Source organism: Polyangium mundeleinium (assembly GCF_028369105.1).
GTDB lineage: Bacteria > Myxococcota_A > Polyangia > Polyangiales > Polyangiaceae > Polyangium > Polyangium mundeleinium.
This window is the reverse complement of the sequence record NZ_JAQNDO010000001.1, coordinates 6,821,895-6,841,269: the sequence shown is the minus strand read 5'-3', so window position 1 is coordinate 6,841,269 and position 19,375 is coordinate 6,821,895. Positions and strand designations below refer to the sequence as shown.

Below are 19,375 nucleotides of genomic sequence, written 5' to 3'. Positions count from 1 at the left end.
AATGCGGATGGGTAGAAGCCCCTGCCTTCAAGACGATGGCCTGCACGTGAGCAACCCTCGTACCACCGATTCGCGCCGCGGAAACCTGGGCATCGAGACAGGACACCTGCACGGAGGGTGTCACGCGCGCGTGACACTGACACGCCGTCGTGACAGCAACGCTCCGCTGTCGCGAGCGTGAAACAGACTCCCCGTCCTCCGTCCGAACGGGCGCAAGTGTATTGCCTTGCCCGCGCGTTCGGAGGATATTCCCGGCCGTGCGCTCACCCCTGTTTGCCTTCGCGCTGCTCCTCGCCGGGTGCACGGGCTCGGCAGCTTCACCGTCGCCCCCCGTCGCGCGGACGGACGTGCCGCCGCCTCCGCCGCCGGCGAAGCCCGTCGGCTGGTCGCATGCCTATGGCACGAATTTGTGGCCTTGGGCTGTTGCGGTCGGCGCAGACGATCGCATCGCTGTGATCGGTTGGTCCGGGGGCACGTGTGATCTCGGTAGGTTCCACCTCGAAGTGCCACGCGAGGCCGGATTCCTCGCGTGGTTCGACGCAGACGGCGCAGTCGCGGGCGCGCGTACCTTCACCGCTGCCAAACCGATCGACGCGTCGATCGCGGTCGACGCCACGGGAAGCATCGCGATCGGCGGCTCCGTCGAGAGCCCGCTCGATCTGGGCGACGGCGTCGTCGCGGGGGACGCGCGTTCGTCGTCGAACGGATGGGTCGCGAAGCTCGATTCGAAAGGCCGCGCGCTCTGGGCGCGTGCCTTCGCCTCGATCCGACATTCCCATCGGATCCACGACCTCGCCATGGGGCCCGACGGCGGCGTCGTCGTCGCCGGTCTCCTCGGCGGTGTCGCCGGCCAGATCGCGCTCGGAGACGCGACCCTCACCGGCTCGGCGATCCTCTCCGACGCCTTCGTCGCCTCGCTCGACGCAAATGGCGGAGCACGCTTCTTCTCGCTCGCGGGCACACCGGGCACCCGTGACATCGATCAACATGCGAGGGACGTTGTCGTCGCGCGGAGCGGCGAGATCCTCGTCCATGGCTCACACGAGGTGATCACGGACAAAGGCAACACGCTCGGCTTCGACCCTGCGGCGTACTTCCAGACGTTCGATTCGAATGGAGCCGCGCACCCCACGCGCGTGGTTCGCGCCATCGACGAGGCGGCTGTTGGTCATGCGCTCGCTCTCGACAGCCGCGGCCGGGTGATCACGGTCGGCGCCTTCAAGGGCACGCTCGACTTCGGTATGGGAGCGATGACGACGAGACCGGGACGGCACGAGTACACGATGTTCCTCGCGGCGCTCGTTCCGTGAGCACGAGCGCGCGTGGTCACGGCACGCCGGCCGTCCTGGTGAGCTCCAATGAACGGGGCATGCGGGCGAAGTTGCCGGCCTGGAGATCGCTCCGCTCGTCCTCGTGCTCCGCGACGAACTTCACGAGGTCCTTGTACGTGCCGCACGTCACCTCGGGCAGGCCACACACGGCCTGCGCGAACGCCTGCATGGCCTCCCCGTAGGCGCCGCCGTTCCACTTCGAGAAGTGGTGGCCGATGTGGACGGGGGCGCGGTTGCCGAAGTAGTTCGATTCGAAGTAGGCCAGGTAGGTGTCGAGCATCTGCTTTTTGTACGTCTCTTTGCCGGCGGGGTTCGGCCTGGCGCCCGAATCGGCGACGTAGAAGTTGTAGTCCATCGACAACGTTGCTTTGCCGGAGCCGGCGATGCGGAGCTCCGCCAGCGGGAAATTCCAGATGCCCGCGATCTTCTTGGGCCAGTCGTTCGCGGCGCCCGTCCTGCTCGTGTCGTACGTGTAGCCCCTCTTCGCCAGCGTCTTGAAGAGGCCGGGGCTGTGGGCGAGCAGCGGCGCGCGGAAGCCCACGACGTCGCGCGCGCCGAAGCCGAGATCGGGCGCCGTCAACCCGACGCCCTCGAAGAGGATCTCGTCGAATTGCTCGAACTCGCTCTCCCAATCGGCCTCGCTCCACGAGCTCCCGTCGAAGTGGCCGTTGGCGTGCGAGGCGATCTCGTGGCCCTCCGCCGCGGCCTTCTTCACCTCCTCGAAGCGCTCCGCGATCTCGTCGATCGTCCCTCCCCACCCGATCGCCGACGTACCCGGGGCGTGCCGCGGAGGATCGTACCCTCGCCTGGCCGCGTTCGGGATGAAATACACGCCGCTGATGAAGTACGTGAACTTCAGGACGTTCGCGGCGGCGAAGGCGCGCGACTCGCGCCAGAACGAGAGGTTTTTCGATCCGTCGAAGGCGAGGATCACGAATTGCGGAGGCCGCGCCACGGTCGCAGCTTGCGCGCCCTGGGTGACGTCGTCGTTTTCCCGAGGAGCGTCGCCGCATCCGGCAATGCACGTACCCACGAGGGGGATGGCGAGGGTGCCGACGAGGCGACGAATGCGCATGCCTCTTCGTAAGCACCGGCCATACCCGTGCAGGCCGAGCCCGCGACGCGCACCCGTGCCCTACGCGGGCCTGGACTCGTGCCGCCGGCTCTTCCTCTCGCAACAAATAAGGTGATGAGGCGCGACAGGCGGGGGAGCGGCGACCTGCAGGCGGGGGTTTTTGAGCTTCTGGCGGAGGCGGGGGACGTCCTATCGGAGAGCGATGCGCGCCTGCCGTCGGTGGGCGACGTCGTGGCGGAGGCGGGGGATGTCCTGTCGGAGAGGAACGAACTCCCGGTGGAGAGGGGGCACCCTTCGGAGGGAGAGGGGCGACCTCCTTCGGGAGGTGGAGCATCCACAGGCGGAGGTGGGCGACCTCGGGGCGGAGGTGGGTGATTTCCGGGCAGAGGCCGACGACCTCCTGGCGGGGATGACCGACCTCCTGCCGGAGGTCGAGGGCCTCCTGCCGGAGGTCGAGGGCCTCTTGCCGGAGGTCGAGGGACCTCCGATTCGACTCGATTCCATCGGGGTGCTACCCCCGCGTGCGCGCCTCTTGACGTGCCCCACCCCACGCCTTGAGCGCTCGGCGTCGAGGGTTCAAGGGTGCGCCGCGCGGCGGTCGTTCGCCTCGGCGACGCGGCGCTGGCAGGTCGCGAGCTCTGCGGCGGCGACGTCCTCGGATACGCCGAGCAGCTCCTTTCGTAGCTCGATGGGCGGGCAGTAACGGGTGGCCGTCCAGAGCGCCGGGTCCTCCAGGCTGGTGAAGCGCTGGAGGCGGGGCCATACGGTGGCCCAGGACTTCATCTTGCCGGTGGCTGGGTCGATCCCGCTATGCGAGGCGGTGACGATGCGCGTGCCGTCCGGGCTCCACGCCGCCGAATAGGCCTCGAGCTCGGGGATGCGGAGGATCGCCGGCTCGCCCGTGCCATCCGCGTTCCACACGCGCACGGTCTTGTCATCCGAGTAGGTGACGATCTGGGCGCCATCTGGGCTAAACGCCCCCCCTCCCCTTGCTCCGGTGCCAACGGGTGCGCCGTGTCCCTCGAGCCGCAGGGGCTTGCCCGTGCCATCGGCGTTCCAGACCCAGGCGGTCTTGTCCCAGGAAGCGGTGACGATGCGTGTGCCGTCGGGGCCAAACGCCGCCGAAGAGACGCCATCCTGGTGCCCCTCGAGCCGCAGGGGCTCGCCCGTGCCATCGGCGTTCCACACCCGGGCGGTCTTGTCTGCCGAAGCGGTGACGATGCGCGTGCCGTCGGGGCTAAATGCCGCCGAATAGAGGCGATCCTGGTGCCCCTCGAGCCGCAGGGGCTCGCCCGTGCCATCGGCGTTCCACACCCGGGCGGTCTTGTCCCAGGAAGCGGTGACGATGCGCCTACCGTCGGGGCTAAACGCCGCCGAAGCGACGCGATCCTGGTGCCCCTCGAGCCGCAGGGGCTTGCCCGTGCCATCGGCGTTCCACACCCGGGCGGTCTTGTCCCAGGAAGCGGTGACGATGCGCGTGCCGTCGGGGCTCCACGCCGCCGAAGCGACGCGATCCTGGTGCCCCTCGAGCCGCAGGGGCTTGCCCGTGCCATCGGCGTTCCACACCCAGGCGGTCTTGTCCAAGGAAGCGGTGACGATGCGCGTGCCGTCGGGGCCAAACGCCGCCGAAGAGACGGCATCCTGGTGCCCCTCGAGCCGCAGGGGCTTGCTCGTATCATCGGCGTTCCAGACCCGGGCGGTCTTGTCCCCGGAAGCGGTGACGATGCGCGTGCCGTCGGGGCCAAACGCCGCCGAATAGATGCGCTCCTGGTGCCCCTCGAGCCGCAAGGGCTTGCCCGTGCCATCGGCGTTCCAGACCCGGGCGGTCTTGTCCCCGGAAGCGGTGACGATGCGCGTGCCGTCGGAGCTCCACGCCGCCGAATAGACGCGCGCCTCGTGCCCCTCGAGCCGCAGGGGCTCGCCCGTGCCGTCGGCGTTCCACACCCGGGCGGTCTTGTCCCAGGAAGCGGTGACGATGCGCGTGCCGTCGGGGCTGAACACCGCCGAATAGACGCGATCCTGGTGCCCCTCGAGCCGCAGGGGCTCGCCCGTGCCATCGGCGTTCCAGACCCGGGCGGTCTTGTCCCAGGAAGCGGTGACGATGCGCGTGCCGTCGGGGCCAAACGCCGCCGCATGGACGCTCGCCTGGTGCCCTTCGAGCCGCAGGGGCTCGCCCGTGCCATCGGCGTTCCAGACCCGGGCGGTCTTGTCCCCGGAAGCGGTGACGATGCGCGTGCCGTCGGGGCTAAACGCCGCCGAATAGACGCGCTCCTGGTGCCCGTCGAGCCGCAGGGGCTTGCCCGTGCCATCGGCGTTCCAGACCCGGGCGGTCTTGTCCAAAGAAGCCGTGACGATGCGCGTGCCGTCGGGGCTAAATGCCGCTGAATAGACGACATCCTGGTGCCCGTCGAGCCGCAGGGGCTTGCCCGTGCCATCGGCGTTCCAGACCCAGGCGGTCTTGTCCCCGGAAACGGTGACGATGCGCCTGCCGTCGGGGCTAAACGCCGCCGAATAGACGACATCCTGGTGGTCGAGAACCACGCTCGCGATGCCCTGATGCTTGGCCCAGAGGGCCAGCTCGCGCCACCGCGGCGGAAGCTCGCCCGCAGGCTCCATCTCGCGGAGGAGGGCGAGGACCAGGGTCGGGTCGGACTGATGCTCGCGGGCGCTCGCCATACGGCTGGCATTGCGCGCCTCGGCGGTCCGCTTGTCCGCCTCGATCGCGCTCCTCTGGGCCGCCTCGGCGCTCTTCTGGGCCTCCGCGGCCTTTTCATCGGCCCGCCTCGCCTGGCTCCTGGCCTGCACGCCGAGGAGCGAGACCACGAATGCAAAGAACGCGAGAAACGCAATGACCCCGCCGGTCACCTGGCGGCGGCGCCGCCGCGACAGCGATGCGAGCCGAACGACAGCTTCGAGATACCCCCGATCCCGCTTCCCGAGCCCGAGCGTCCCCTCCGCGTCGCCTTCGGCCTTCTTCCGCGCGAGCCATTGCTCCGCCTTGTTGGCCGCCTCGTCGCGCCACAAAAACCCCTCCGCCTTGCCGTTCTTCTCCCATTGCGAAGCCGCGCTTCGCAGCTCGACCAGGAACTCCGCGTCCTTCCCGTTCTCGTCGAGCCATTGCTCGAGCTTCGCCCACCGCTCGATGAGCGATTCATGCGTCAGCTCGACGGTCGTCCCCTCCCGCTCGCCGCCCGCCTCGATCGAGAGCAGCCGGGCGTCCGCCAGATGGTGCACCACCTGCTCGGCCAGGGACGTCTCCTCCGAGAGCGCGCAGAGCTCCTCCAAGCGCACCACCGCGCGCGTCCGCTCCGGCGTCACCAGGCGCAAGAAGATCGACCGCGCGAGCCGCTGCTCGGACACGCTCATCCCCGCGAGCACCGCGTCCGCGTGCGTCGAGAGCGCGCCCGAGGCGCCGCCGAGCGCGCGGTACGCCTTCCGCGTCAAGAGCCGCTCTTCGCGGTCGCGCGCCTCCCATAACTTCGTCGCCGTGAACTGCAAGAGCGGCAGCGGGCTCTTCATCCCCCCGAGATCGCCGAGCATCTCGTCGCAGAGCCCCTCGTCCTCGAACCGATAACGCGCCGCCGCGAGCGGCCTTTGGAGCGCGCTCCGCATCCCCTCGGCCGTCATGGGCGGCAAGAACATGAGCCCCCGGGTGATCGCCGAGAGAAACCGCCGGTCCTCCGACACGCGATCGAGAAAATCCGCGCGGATGGTCACGATCACCCGCAGCGGCGACGACGCGTCGTCGGCCACGCCCTCGAGGCACGCGCAAAACGCGGCCCGCTCCGACGCCTCGCTCCCCAGCGTATACAGCTCCTCGAGCTGATCCACGACGAGCAGAATGCGGTGCTCGCCGCCGCGCTTTCTGCATCGCGCGCGCAGCCTCTCGCCGAGCGCTCCCGGCTGGGCCCGCAAGAGCTCGGCGATCGCCGCCGGATTGGCCCCGCCTTCCGCCGCGTTGCCCGAGCTATCCACGAAAAACGCGAGCACGTCGGCGAGCGCGGCGAGAGGACGCCGCCCCGGGCGAAGGACGAACGCCTCCAGCTCGCGGCCCGCGCGCCGGAGCGCCGGGATGACGCCCGCTCGCACGAACGAGGATTTCCCCGCGCCCGAAGCGCCCGCGATGGCGACGAGCTGCTGATGGCGGAGCTTGCCGAGCACCGCGGCGATATCGTCGTCCCGCCCGAAGAACCGCGCGGCGTCCGATTCTTGAAATGCGGAGAGGCCCGCGAAGGGGCTCTCGTCCTCGGCGAGCGCCGCGGGCTTCATCGTCTCTGCGCCGAGCCGCTCGAGCAGCCCCACGAGCTCCTTGGCCGAGCCGATTCGCTCGTCCTTGCGCTTCTTCAAGCACCGATCGATCACCTCCGCGAGCGCATGGCCCGCGCCGAGCTTGTCCCGGGCGCTCGGCATGGGCGTATCGAGATTCGAGACCCCCACGAGATCTGGCAGGTCGAGCGGCGCGAGCGGATGCGCGCCGGTCGCGAGCTCGAACAGGATGAGCCCCGCGGCCCAGACATCGCTGCGCCCGTCGAGCGGCTCGCCGAGCCATTGCTCCGGCGACATGTACGGCATCGTGCCCACGAGCGCGCCATCCTGCGTCAGATCGAGCATGTGAGCCTTCGAGGCGAGCGTGGCGGGCAATGCTTGCATGAGGTCGAGGGCGACATGCTTGGCGATGCCGAAATCGACCACCTTCACCGGGCCGCCGTCGGCCAGCAGGATATTTTCGGGCTTCAGATCCCGGTGGACGATGCCCATGGCGTGCGCGCAGGCGAGGGCGCGCGCGACGGGGAGCATCCGCTCCACGACCACGGCCGTGGTGTCATGCGCCCTCTCCGTCATGGCCTCGCGCAGCGTGCGCCCCTCGATATACTCGAGGACCATGTACGGAGACCCTTGCGCGTCGTCGACATCGTAGATGACGACGATATTCTCGTGCTTGCATTGCGCTGTCGCGCGCGCCTCGGCGAGGAAGCGTGTTGCCGCTTGCCCCGTATGCTCGAGCAGGAACTTGATGGCGACGAGCCGGCCGAGGCGAACGTCACGGGCCAGAAAGACCATCCCCATCCCGCCCGCGCCGAGCTTGCGAATGAGCTCGTAATGTTTGAGGACCGTGCCGGGCTGCAAGGGGAGATGGGCGCCGGAGGCTCCCGCGGGCATCGCCCCATCGCGTGGAGCGAAGGCAGGCATGGTGCTCGAAGGCGCGACGAGCGTGTCCATCAGCACATCCGCGGGCTCATGAGGTGTGGAGACGCCTGCTCGAGCGGCGGAGGATGAATCGTCGGAGGGGGCCATGACGGAGCGCCTGTACAGGAGTGGACGTGGGGAGGGATGCGCGGCGGATGTTCTTCCGACAGCGCTCCTCTGTCAAAGGGCAACCCTCGCGCAGATCTGGGCCCGCGGGCCTCCGCGTCCGCGTCCGCGTCCGCGTCCGCTTCCGCTTCCGCGTCCGGCGCAGAGCCGGCTGGAGAGACGAGCGCCGAAAAGGCGGATTTGTTTTTCTCGGTCGCCCTCATGCCCGCGTAGAATGCGCCTCGATGCGAAGCGGGTATGCGGGCGTCCTCTCCCTGGTGGTCGCGTGCGGCGGGGCGCCGTCACGTAGCGCGCCTTCGCGCAGCACGAACACGCAGCCCGACGTGGCCGCAGCGCGCGCGCCGTCCGCGGATGTCAGCACGACGGCAACCGGGATCCGTCACGCCGACGAGCGCGGGGACGACGGTTTTGTCGATCCGGACACCTTGCCGTCCGGCGCACGCCGACGTCTCGGCTCGCTGAAGTACGGCGTCAACGCCACGAGCGTCGCGGTGACGCCGGAAGGACGCGCGCTCGCGTTCGACGACGATCACGAGGCGCTCGTCGAGGTGCGCGACGACGGTTTCATCCGACCCACGCCCTTCCCGTACGCCCCTGCGGTGCTCGCTGTCGACGCAGCGGGCCGGCTGCTCGTCGGCGCGCCGCAGGGGATCTGGGCCGGTGACGTCCAACAAGCGAAGCGCATCACGGAGACGTCCTGCGCGACGCCAGCAGCGGCCTCGCCGAGCGGCGCGCGCATCGCTTGCACGGGCGACGGGAGGACGAGCCTCGTGGTCGCCGGCCCCGACGGCGCGCGGACGCTCGGGGTCCGTAGTGAAGTCGGCGCGGTCGCCGTCACCGACGACGGCCTCGTTGCCCTCCGTCGGGGCGCGCGCTGCGAGCTCTTCGACGCGCGCGGCGTCCTCGTCACCGGGCTCGATTGCGAGGAGCACGCTTTGCTCGCCGCTCGGCCGGGCGGCGGCTTCCTGCTCGTCGAGAGGGAGACGCTGACGACGATCGACCGCGAAGGGCGGAGCCGTGGACGCGTGCCCCTGCCGCCCGACCTCGCGTCGGTCGCGGCGACGGCCTCGCCTTCGGGGCGCTGGCTCGGGATCGTCGGTCATGAAAAGGGGGTCGTGGTGGATCTCGCGGAGGGGCGCGCCGGGGCGCCCTTCCCTGTCGTCTACGGCGCGCGCGCGCTCGCCTTCGCGCGTGATGAGGGCTCCGTCGTCGTCCAGGGCGTCGCGCAACAAGGACTGCGCGTCCCGAGCGGCGAGCGGGTGTGGGGGGCGACCGGGCCAAACGAGAACGTGTGGGCGCTCGCGATAGGTCCGAGCCGTATCTTCGCGCTGCACGACACCGACATCGCCGTGTATGACGCCGCCGGCGCCCTCTCGGCGCGCATCTCGGCGCCGCCGCCCACACGGAAGGCCGTGCTCGCCGCGCTCTCGGACGATGTGGTGCGCCTCGGCGCCTACGGGGCGTGGACCGTGCTCGACGTCGCGTCGGGCCGCACGTTGTGCGAGACGAAGATCGGCGGCAGGTGTCCGGGGCTCCGGATGCCACCGGAACGCGACGAGCGTCGGGGTGTGTCGAAGACGCTCCGCGCGCTCCGCGCGACCAGCGATGCGTACGGATACTGGACGCTGCCTGCAGGGGCCGCCGGCCTCGCAGTCCCGCACGCGCTGGAGGTGATGCGCGAGGGGCGCGCGGTCGACGTCCTCACCCTCCGTGAAAAGGACAACCCCCGCGTGTTCCGCCTGCTGGTCGTCGACAAGGCGACGAGCGCGCCTCGAAAGACGTGGACGCTGCCGCCGGGCGTACATCTCGACACGGTCGAGCTCTCCAGCGACGATCGCGCCGTCGTGATCGCGCAGCGCCAGAGCGTCCTGGTTTACGAGCCGTGAGGGGTCGATCTTCGGGGGTGCGGCTACGGGGGGTCGACGCTCGGGAGGGCCGCCTCGATGGCGTGAAGGTTCCCCACCGCCTCAGCGCGCGAGCTTGAGCTTCACTTCCTTGAGCAGATGGTCGATTTTCTCGACATCCTCCGGGAGGAAACCCCGCGGAAACGCCTTGATCATCTCCGATGCCGCAGGGCTCTTCTTGAAGTCCTCGAAGACCTGCGCTGCATTGCCCCGGCCCACGTCGTGCATCCGTCCTCCGGCGTCCAGGCGCGTCTGCATCACGGCGTCGTGCATGGCCTTCACGGCCTTTGCCCCTTCCGGGGTCTCCGCCTCGCGCGCGTTGCGATCTTTTCGCTTTTCCCAGAAGAACGTGAACGATTGGTTGAAGCGCCCCTTGACCGTCGGCGGGATCGCGAACTGACGGCGCTCATAGAGATCGGTGACGTTGGCGAGCTTCTGCATGCGCGCGGCTTGACCGTTGTTGATCTCCTCCAGGTAAATGGTGTGCATGCACAAGAGCGGCAGCGGCTCGATCTGCCCACTCCGCATGCCGAGGTGGACGAGCGTCGTGGTCGTGCTGATCCGATGCAAGACCGCGTATTGATCTTTGAGGGAGAGGCCCTTGAGCTTCCCGTCCTCGATGAAGCGCAGGTCGTAGTCCACGAGGTCCTGGTGATCCCGCTTGAGCTTGAGATCGCCCGCAATCGCCGTGGCGAACCCATTCTCCCGCGCCAGTCGCAGGATCTGCTGGGAACCGGTGTTCCCGAGCAGATGCTCCGGCTTGCCGGTGTAGAGGTTCGTCACCTTGCCCTTGGTCCAGAGGACGAGGACAGGGCGTCGCTCCTCCAGGAGCCCGTCGAGGCCGGCCGGCGTGTCCTCGCGATGGAGCTTGGATTTCACGTGCCCGAGGAATGCGTCCCGGGAGACGGAGGGGTTTTTGTTTCTGTCCCCGAGGATGTCTGCCACCTTCTCCGTGACGCCGACCGCCTTGATCCCGAACCCCGGATAATTTCGTAAGTCGCTCTCGCTATAGACTTTCTGGGCTTCGTCCACCTCGTACTTGAACACGGTCACGCCCAGATCCTGGAGGTACTCGTGCGTGAAATCGCGCTTCGAGGCGTTCTCTCTGCTCTGGAGGTACAGGATGGGATAATTGAAGTATGACGCGTACAGGCCTACGAGCCGAGAGTCGCCGCTCATGAGATCGCTGAGGAGGATGTACAGGCTCCTGCCCATTCGGTCTTGACCGTTGGCCTTCCGCTGCGCTGCGTGGTCCTCGACCTGGCGTCGGAAAGCTTCCTTCTGCTCCGGGGTGAGTTCGGCCCTTGGTGCCGAGCTGCTGCTCCCCTCCCCGTTGTCCGGCGGTGGCGGCGGCCCCTCGATCGCCTGCACTCCGTCGTTCGCCGGCTCCGTCGAAAGGCAGGGGGTCGCGGCGGCGAGCGGAGAACGGGCCCGTGGGCTGCTCTCCGCGGCCGTCGCCACATCCTCGGCAATGGCGCTGTACTCGGTGGGCTCGGCATTCAAGGGCTCGCTCCGCGGCGTGGTGTCCCTGCCGAAGAAGACTCTCCACACACCCACGAAGCAGCCGCAGCAGGAGGACTCGGCGTCACTCGATGACGCGTCCTCTTGGTCCTGCCGAGGGCGAGCGTCCACGGGCGGGAGGAGCGGGCGGCGCTCCGGATCCATCCCGTCGAGCGCTGCCATGGTTTCATTCTGTGACCCGGGCATCGGTCCTCCGTCGCCGCGGCGGGCGGTATCGTCGGGCAGTCACGTCAAGAGGAGCGTGAAGACGTGGTTGAGCTTGGTCCCATTGTCGATGTCGGAGCGCGCGAGCGCCCGCCGGATCGCGGCAAACCGCGGGGCTTCGTCGAAGTCGGGGCCGAGGACCAGCATCAGGTAGAGGAACTGCGCGACCTCCGCCCCGAGGACGAGGCCATAGCCGCGCGCCCGCTCGGCGCCGGAGAGGACGAGCGCCTCGAGCTCGACGTCGGTGAACCGCGCCGCTTTCTTCGGGAGCTGCTCCCGCAGGTGCTCGACCATGGGGACCGCATAGTCGTGGAGGGTTTGTCTATCGAAGTCGGCCATCTGCGCGGCGGAGATGCGCATCGGGTACCTCTCTCCGTCGCAGTATGGCCGCAGGGGGCGGCTCGGCCACGCAATCACCCGCGGATACCGCAGCGGGGCCCCAGGAAGACTACGTCTCGGTCGTCGTTCGCGTCCTGCGGTTATGCCCTCGCCGACATCGCGGGGAGATCCCGCGCCTCCTCCCCCTTCCCCCATCTTTCCGCTTTTTCCGATGCCACCTCCCCCGGCATGCGGCATCCAATGCGATCAGTCGAACTCAGCAGGAGGATTCGATGCGGTTGTCTCATCCTTCCCTTGTCTTGGGGCTCATTGTCGCCGCTGGCGCGGCTTGCTCGGCGGGCATGCCTGGACAAGCCATCGCCGAGCCGCAGGCCGGCCCGCAGTCCGGGGCCGCGGCGCGCGCGGCTTCGCCTGATGCGTCCCTCACCCTCGATCCGCGGCTCGGCTTGCTCGCCCCGGGCGATAGAAAAACGAGCTACGCCCCGGTCGATATCGAGGAGCCCTTCGCGCAGATCATGAAACGGCTCTCGGCCGAGAAGCCGGCCGTCATGCGCCGCCAGGCGGATCTGCTCGCCGAACGGTACGACCTCGCCAACCGGAGCGCGAAAGGCGTCACCATGTCCCGCGGAAAGCCGATCCAGACCGGCATCCGCGTAAAACTCCCCGCCGGTGTCACCTGGGGCGCCCTCGCGGGCATGACGCCCGCCGAGATCAAGGACAAAAAACTCTGGCCCGCGGGCTTTTTCCCCCTGCCCCACGCCAAACAAGGCGAGGGCGGGATGGTCTTTCCAAAGACCCACATCACGGAGATCAAGAAGCAGGAGGGCCGTGATCTCGAGCGGTTCGACCTGGAGTTCGACCTGCCCGAACATTTCATCCCCGAATTCCCGCCGCCCATCTTCCTCACGACCCGGCCGGAGCTCGGCGACGTCTCGCGCGGACAGCTCGTCACCACGCAGAACTTCTTCGAGCTCTTCGACGGCATCCTGAACCCGAAGCAGCTCGACGGCCTCCGGCTGCTGGTCTCGCAGTTCCCGCAGCAGCAGTTCAACCAGACCAGCGATCGCCGCTCGGCAAAACCCTCCCTCGGCGTCTCGTGCTTCGAATGCCACACGAACGGCCATTCCAACGCCGCGTTCCACCTCGTCGGCGACATCCGCCCGCAATCGCACCGGCGGCGCATCGACACGCCCTCCCTGCGCGGCGTGAATCAGCAGCGCCTCTTCGGCTCGCAACGCGCGCTCCGCAGCATCGAGGATTTCACGGAATTCGAGCAACGCGCTGCTTATTTCGACGGTGACCCCGTCATTGCCCAGAAAAAGGGCGTGCACTTCCTCGATCGCGGCAGCGAGGTGCACGCCATGGCCGAGTTCCAGGAGCTGCTCGACTTCCCGCCCGCGCCGAAGCTCCGGGTCCTCGACCGGAAGCTCGATCCGAAGCTCGCCACACCCGAGGAGATGCGCGGGCAGGAGGTCTTTTTTGGCAAGGGGCAATGCGCGAGTTGCCACCCGGCGCCCATTTACTCGGACAACTTCATGCACGATCTGCGGACGGAGCGGTTCTTCCCGCCCACGATGATCAACGGCCGGCTCGCCATCGCCGACGGGGCCATCAAGACGTTCCCGCTGCGCGGCATCAAGGACTCGCCGCCCTATTTGCACGACGGACGGCTGCTCACGCTCGAGGACACGGTCGAGTTCTTCAACCTCGTGCTCGAGCTCAAGCTCTCCGATCAAGAGAAGAGCGATCTCGTCGCGTTCATGCGGGCGCTCTAGCAGGCCGTTGATAAACTTGCTGCGCGCCCAGGATCGTCGGTCGTCGTCCTCGGAATACTCTCGTATTCCTGCGTCCTCCTCCCTAGCTCCAGGGCGCTCGCGGCGTTTCTCAACGGCCTGCTAGGTTTTCCGCGCGTCCGTCTCGGCCGGGTCCTCCTCGGCCGGGCCTTCCATCCCGTCGACCATCACCGGATCACTCTGCTCGGCGAGGTGCGGCTTGCCCTCCATGTCGATGTAGTGGCCGCTGCGCTTCGCCTTCGTTGCGAGGTAAAACTTGTTGTAGTCGTTCGGCGGGATCACGTGCGGGATCCGGCCCGCCACCTTCACGCCGTACTGCTCGAGCTGGCTTATCTTGTTCGGGTTGTTCGTGATGAGCCGGACCGACTTCACCACGAGGCTCTGGAGCATGTGCGCCGCCACGGCGTAGTCGCGCTCGTCGTCGCGGAAGCCGAGCGCGAGGTTCGCCTCCACCGTGTCGAGGCCCTGATCCTGGAGCCCGTAGGCCCGGATCTTGTTGATGAGCCCGATCCCGCGGCCTTCCTGGCGCATGTACAGCAAGATGCCGCGCTCCATCGACTGGATGAGCCGCAGGCCTTCGAGGAGCTGATCCCGGCAATCGCAGCGGAGCGAGCCCATCACGTCGCCCGTCAGGCACTCCGAGTGCAGGCGCGTGGGCACCTCCTCGGCGCCCATCACGTCGCCGTGCACCATGGCCACGTGTTCCTTCGCGTCGCGGTTGTTCCAGAAGGCGACGATCTGGAAGCGGCCGACCCGCGTTGGCAGATCCGCGACGCCGACCACCCGCACGCAGAGCCCCGCAGGGCCGTAGCCGTCGCATTCGTGGACCCGGTCCCGCTCCACGAGATCGAGCAAGCCCCCGCGACCGGCGTTCGTCATCGACCTTCCTCTCCTCCCGCCACCCGCCTTGCGACTAGCAGGCCCGAGCGCCGATGCCAAAAATCTTGGCCTACGGGCGCCACTCGATCGATAGCCCCCCGTGGTGTCTTCGATCCGCGCCCTCCTCGCCCCGGCCGCGCTCGCGTCCGTCCTCCTCGTCGGCTCGCCCGACGCAGAGGCCGCGTCGCTCGGCCTCCACCGCATCCGTGTCACGTCCGAGGCCGCCTACGGCGCCGTGGGCGGCCAGGCCAAACCCGTGCGCCTGACGCTCGATCCTCGCCTGCAACGCGAGGCCGAGCGGCTGCTCGCGCGCTCGGGCGCCCCCGAGGCCGCGATCGTCGCCTCGGACGTGCGCACCGGGCGGATCCTCGTCTGGGCGAGCCGCGGCAACCGCGACTTCGTGGCCGAGCCCTACGCACCGAGCGCGAGCCTGTTCAAGATCGTCACGGCCGCGGCGCTGCTCGACGGCGGTCACGCGAACGAAGGCACGGAGGCGTGCTGGTCGGGCGGCGAGCACGACATCACGGCGGCCGATCTCGACCGGCGCGGCGGCAGCGCGTGCGCGCCGTTCGGCGAGGCCCTCGGCAAGAGCATCAACATGGTGTTCGCGCGGATGGCGAAGCGGCACCTCGACCCGGACGATCTGCGGCGCATGGCAGGCGCGCTCGGTTTCTCCGGCGACGTGCCGATCGACGTCCCCGCCCACGCCGGGCGCGTCGAGATCCCGGCCGATCCCTTCGGCATGGCCCGCGCCGCCGCGGGGTTCTGGAACGGAAAGCTCTCGCCGCTCGGCGCGCTCTTCGCGATGCAGACCATCGCCAACGGCGGCGAGCGCGTGCGGCTCGTGCTCAAGGATCCCGGCGTGCCCGTCGCCCGCGTGGTCGAGCGCCGCGCCCTCGATCCGCGCGTCGCGCGCACGCTGAACCGCATGCTCCAGGTCACCACGAAGCGTGGCACGTGCGTCAAAGCGTTCCGCCACGCGGACGGGACGCGCGCGCTCCCCGGCGTGGCCGTGGCCGCGAAGACCGGCACGCTCATCGGCAAGAAGCCGGCGCGCATGTTCTCGTGGTTCGCCTCCTTTGCGCCCGCGGACAAGCCCGAGATCGCCGTGGCCGTCATGCTGGCGAACGACATCACATGGCGCACGAAGGCGAACATCGTCGGCCGCGAGCTGCTCGAAGCCTACTTCGCGGGCAGCCGCGACGAGCGACGCGCGCGCTGAGCTTCAGGCGACCGCGGTGCAGGCGATCGTGAGGGCGAGGAAGTTCGCATTGCACTGCGCCTTCAGCCCGATCGTCGTGGCCGTGGCGAGGCAGAGCGTGTAGCCCGTGAGGGTGTGTCGCAGGCACCGGCGGTATTCCCGCTCGGAGGCGGCGAGCGCGAGCGTGATCGCCTCGGTGGGATCGACGTCGGGCGGCGGGCGGGCGATGCGCCCCCGCCCCGGTTCCCTGTCGCCGCCGCTCACGACGTCCTGGATGGCCTGGTAGAGGCCCGACCCCGCCGCGTTCACGCGCTCCGCGGCGTCGCGGAGCGTCTCGTAATCGGCGGAGGCGGAGCCCTGGAAGTCCGAAAGCGCCTCGTAGAGATCCTGGGCCGCGCTCTGGATCCCGGAATCCGGGATATCGCTGATGGCGCTCGCCGAAGGCAGGGAGATCGACTTCGCAGCATCCACCAAGTCGCGCCATTCCTCCCGCGAGGGCTGCGCGACGAGGTAACTCGGGGCCGACGTCAGCCCGCCGTCGGTCGCATCGGCGCCCGCGAAGCAGCCCTGGCCGGCGAGCAACATGCCTCCGAGGAGGAGAGGCACGAACGAGAGCGCGGCGCGCCTCGTCTTCGGGGAGAGGTTCGATCGGGATGAACGTGTTCGTTTCGACATGGCGCCCCCCATCCCGCCCTCGTTCGGCGCGGCCGCGGCGCGAGCCAAACGAAGACGGACCGCAATTTCCATCGCGCGGACGACCGGTGGACCCTCCACAGCGTTCGTCACGGTGAAGATTGGGCCCGCGGCGTCCTGGTCAATCGGGCCCGCGCCGAGAGCGCCCTCCCGACACGCCGTACCCGGACGAAGTCGCGGGAGGCGCGTCGCGGCGGGGGCATGTGACATCGTTTACAGTTTTGGGCTACGGGGTGTGGCGCGCGGGGGGGTGGCCTCGGGCAAACGATCGTCCAAAAAGGACCACGGTCCCTCTGTCCGGGCATCGTCTCGCGGACGCGGGGGCGCTAGACTCGTGCCGCGTGCACGCAAGTCAACTCCCCCTCTCGCACGAGGCCACGGCCCTCGCCGTCTCCGCCGACGGCAAGCGACTCGCGGCGTCGGCGATCGGCAACGGGCGCACGGTCGTCTACGATCTGCGCGTTGGCCGAGCGCTCTTCCGATTCGGCGTGGGCGCGACGGGGCTCGCGCTCTCGCCCGACGGCGGGCGCCTCGTCACGGCGTGGTCGGATGACGCGCGCGTGCCGCCGAGCGCAGCCCGTTCCGCCCTCGACGCGCGCGAGGAGGCCGACGAGGCAGTGCACACGGTGCAGGTCTTCGACCTCGTCACGGGTCGATGCTTGACGCCCGAGCCGTGGCGCGGCGAGGCGCCGATCGCGCTCTCGCCCGACGGCAAGTTGCTCGCGGTCACGGCCGATCGCCTCACGAGCGCGGTGCTCGTCTACCGGCTCGCGGATGGCGCGCTCGTGCGCGAACTCGCGTACCCGCATCGGCGTAGGCTGCGCAGCCTCGCGTGGAGCCCCGACGGTCGCCTGCTCATGGCGGCCACGGGCGCGACGCCGGTCGTGCACTGGTCGGCGGAGGATTTCCAGCAAGTGCGGCCCGAGGGCGTGCGTGAGAACGACGCGGCCGTCGCGTTCTCGCCCGATGGAACGCTCGTCGCGGCGGCGGGGCCCGACAGCCGGATCCGTTTGTTCGAGCCGGGAAAGGAGGGCGAGCCGCGCGCGGTGCTCTCGGTGAAGAACGGCCTCAACTTGCTGCGCGGCGTCGCGGCGCTCGAGTTCTCGCCGGACGGCGCGCTCGTCACCGCGCTCGGCCGGACCCGCGCGACGCAGGTCTTCAGCGTGCCGCTCGCGCGCCCGCTCTGGACGGCGAGCCCGGGTCCGATGGCGTTCTTGCCGAACGGCAAGACCGTGGCCGCGTGGTGGTGCGGCGCGGTGTGGCTGCGGGACGCCGAGAGCGGCGATCTGCGCGTGTTGCCGGCCGACGATGCTGGCGACGACACGCCCTCCGGCGTCGGTCCGGTGAGCCGCACGGTGACGTTGCGTAGCCGCGAGTTCGAGGGGCGCATCCCGACGCCCCCGCAGACGCTCCGGGTCGTCCCCGAGGCGCAGGTCAACGCGGATGTCGCCCTGTCGAGCGCAGCGGCGGCGCTGCTCGCGCGCTTGTCGACGGGCTGGGCCGAGTCGAGCTACCGCACGGCGGCGAACATGCTCGCGCGCGACGCTGACGGCCTCGGCGTGCGTTTGCCGCTGCGCGGCGGGTATGCGTACGTGCAGATCCGGACGAGCAGCGATCGGTACCGCCTCCTCGTGTCCGTCACCGCGGACGAGCCCGAGCAGGATCCTCCGCCCTCGTCGAGCTTGGTGCGCCTCTCGCGCTGGATCCGCGATCGGCTGAGCGCCGAGGCGCGCCGCGTCGCCGCGGCCGATCGCGAGTGGGCCGCGGAGATCGCGCCGGGCGCGGGTGAGGGCGACGTCCAGATCGAGCGTGGACCCGGCTCGCTCACCATCACGCTCGCTCACGCGCCCCTGCCCTCGCTCGACGATCTCGAGGCCCTGATCCACGCGGCCGAGCTGAAGCTCGAGCCCTGAGCCCTCCGACGCGCCTTGAAGAAGCCGCCGCCCGTCTCCGAGTTCGTGCGTTTTCCGATCACCGCCGGCGTGGCGATGCTCGCCATCTTCGTCACGGTGCTCGACGCGTCGGGTCGATCGATCCAGCCGCTCGTGATGAACGTGCGCGCGTTCGAGGGCGAGCCGTGGCGCCTCGTCACGAGCGCCTTGCCGCACGCCAACGCGTTGCACTTGATTTTCAACATCGCCTGGCTCTGGACACTCGGGACGATGCTGGAGGAGCGCTTCGGATCGTTCCGCCTGCTCGGCCTCGTGCTGCTCTTCGCCGCGGGATCCGCGGCGGCCGAGTACGCGGCCTTCGTCGGCGGGATCGGCCTGTCCGGCGTGGTCTACGGCCTCTTCGGCCTCGCGTGGGTGCTCGATCGCGCGGACGCGCGCATGCGCGGCACTGTGGATGCGCGCACGACGCAGCTCTTCATCGGCTGGTTCTTCTTCTGCATCGCGACGACTGTCCTCGACGTCTTGCCCGTCGCGAACGTGGCGCACGGCGTGGGCGCGCTGCTCGGCGTGCTCGTGGGGCTCGTGATCACGGGGGGCCTGCGGGTCGCGCGTCGACGTGCTTCGGTGCGCGTCGCGGCGGGGCTCGTGGTCTTGCTCGTCGTCGCGGCCTCGGGCGCGGGCGCAACCGTGCTCCGCCCGCGCGTCAACCTCTCGAAGAACGGAGGCAGCGACAGCGCACGCCTCGCCAACGAGGCGTTCGACGCGGGCAACTACGACGAGGCCATCTCGTGGTACCGGAAGGCGCTCGTGGTGAGCCCGAAGAGCGCGGCCTTCTGGTACAACCTCGGCATCGCGCATGCGCGCAAGAACGAGCTCGACGAAGCGACGCGCGCGTACACGCAGGCCGTCGCGCTCGCGCCCGAGAACGTGGACATGAAGCGCACGCTCGTCGACACGAAGCGCTACCACGCCTACACGGCGCAGACGGGCGGCAAGCACGACGAAGCCATGCGCCTCTACGAAGAGGTGCTCGTGCTCGCCGGCGACGACGCGATCTCGCTCTACAACCTGAGCCTCACCTACAAAGAGCTCGGCCGCCGCGAGGAGGCCGCACAGCTCCGCGCGCGTGCCTTGGTCCTCGACGCGAACATCGACAGCGACCCTGCGGAGCCGTCCCTCGACATCGACGCTGGGATCGAACGCGACGCGGGCCCGTGAACGCCCCTTCTC

At 69.3% G+C, this 19,375-nt stretch carries 12 protein-coding genes; 6 read left to right on the top strand and 6 right to left on the bottom strand.

Going from position 1 to position 19,375, the window contains the following annotated elements; all coding sequences use genetic code 11:
- Positions 1–257 precede the first annotated feature (257 nt).
- Positions 258–1,310 carry a hypothetical protein gene (locus tag POL67_RS27040; RefSeq protein WP_271922120.1) on the top strand — a complete coding sequence of 351 codons (1,053 nt, stop codon included), beginning with the start codon at positions 258–260 and terminating at the stop codon, positions 1,308–1,310.
- Positions 1,311–1,326: 16 nt separating this feature from the next.
- On the opposite strand, the gene POL67_RS27035 is transcribed toward POL67_RS27040, so the two are convergent.
- Both POL67_RS27035 and POL67_RS27030 read right to left on the bottom strand, forming a co-directional pair.
- A complete protein-coding gene (locus POL67_RS27035; RefSeq protein WP_271922119.1) occupies positions 1,327–2,406 on the bottom strand; it encodes a polysaccharide deacetylase family protein in 1,080 nt (359 codons plus the stop codon).
- A 576-nt stretch (positions 2,407–2,982) separates the two neighbouring features.
- A complete protein-coding gene (locus tag POL67_RS27030; protein WP_271922118.1) occupies positions 2,983–7,626 on the bottom strand; it encodes an nSTAND1 domain-containing NTPase in 4,644 nt (1,547 codons plus the stop codon).
- 317 nt (positions 7,627–7,943) lie between these two features.
- On the opposite strand from POL67_RS27030, the gene POL67_RS27025 reads away from it, so the two are divergent.
- Positions 7,944–9,605, top strand: a complete 1,662-nt coding sequence (locus POL67_RS27025) for a WD40 repeat domain-containing protein (protein ID WP_271922117.1) — start codon at positions 7,944–7,946, stop codon at positions 9,603–9,605.
- 81 nt (positions 9,606–9,686) lie between these two features.
- On the opposite strand, the gene POL67_RS27020 is transcribed toward POL67_RS27025, so the two are convergent.
- Both POL67_RS27020 and POL67_RS27015 read right to left on the bottom strand, forming a co-directional pair.
- Entirely contained in the window at positions 9,687–11,306 is a 1,620-nt protein-coding gene (locus tag POL67_RS27020; protein ID WP_271922116.1) for a hypothetical protein, read from the bottom strand.
- A gap of 63 nt (positions 11,307–11,369) precedes the next feature.
- Complete coding sequence (locus tag POL67_RS27015) at positions 11,370–11,708, bottom strand: hypothetical protein (protein ID WP_271922115.1); 339 nt, start codon at positions 11,706–11,708, stop codon at positions 11,370–11,372.
- Between the two features lie 320 nt (positions 11,709–12,028).
- On the opposite strand from POL67_RS27015, the gene POL67_RS27010 reads away from it, so the two are divergent.
- Positions 12,029–13,462 (top strand): cytochrome B6, encoded by a 1,434-nt coding sequence (locus tag POL67_RS27010; RefSeq protein WP_271922114.1) that lies wholly within the window; start codon positions 12,029–12,031, stop codon positions 13,460–13,462.
- Positions 13,463–13,582: 120 nt separating this feature from the next.
- Here POL67_RS27010 and ribA read toward each other — a convergent pair whose 3' ends face one another.
- Entirely contained in the window at positions 13,583–14,359 is a 777-nt protein-coding gene (gene ribA / locus POL67_RS27005) for a GTP cyclohydrolase II (RefSeq protein ID WP_271922113.1), read from the bottom strand.
- 100 nt (positions 14,360–14,459) lie between these two features.
- Here ribA and POL67_RS27000 point away from each other — a divergent pair, with 100 nt between their 5' ends.
- Positions 14,460–15,581 carry a penicillin-binding transpeptidase domain-containing protein gene (locus POL67_RS27000; protein ID WP_271922112.1) on the top strand — a complete coding sequence of 374 codons (1,122 nt, stop codon included), beginning with the start codon at positions 14,460–14,462 and terminating at the stop codon, positions 15,579–15,581.
- A 3-nt stretch (positions 15,582–15,584) separates the two neighbouring features.
- Here POL67_RS27000 and POL67_RS26995 read toward each other — a convergent pair whose 3' ends face one another.
- Positions 15,585–16,235, bottom strand: a complete 651-nt coding sequence (locus POL67_RS26995) for a hypothetical protein (RefSeq protein WP_271922111.1) — start codon at positions 16,233–16,235, stop codon at positions 15,585–15,587.
- 359 nt (positions 16,236–16,594) lie between these two features.
- Here POL67_RS26995 and POL67_RS26990 point away from each other — a divergent pair, with 359 nt between their 5' ends.
- On the top strand, positions 16,595–18,166 hold the full coding sequence (locus tag POL67_RS26990; protein ID WP_271922108.1) for a WD40 repeat domain-containing protein: 1,572 nt from the start codon (positions 16,595–16,597) through the stop codon (positions 18,164–18,166).
- 15 nt (positions 18,167–18,181) lie between these two features.
- On the top strand, positions 18,182–19,363 hold the full coding sequence (locus POL67_RS26985) for a rhomboid family intramembrane serine protease (protein ID WP_271922106.1): 1,182 nt from the start codon (positions 18,182–18,184) through the stop codon (positions 19,361–19,363).
- The last annotated feature ends 12 nt before the right edge of the window (positions 19,364–19,375 follow it).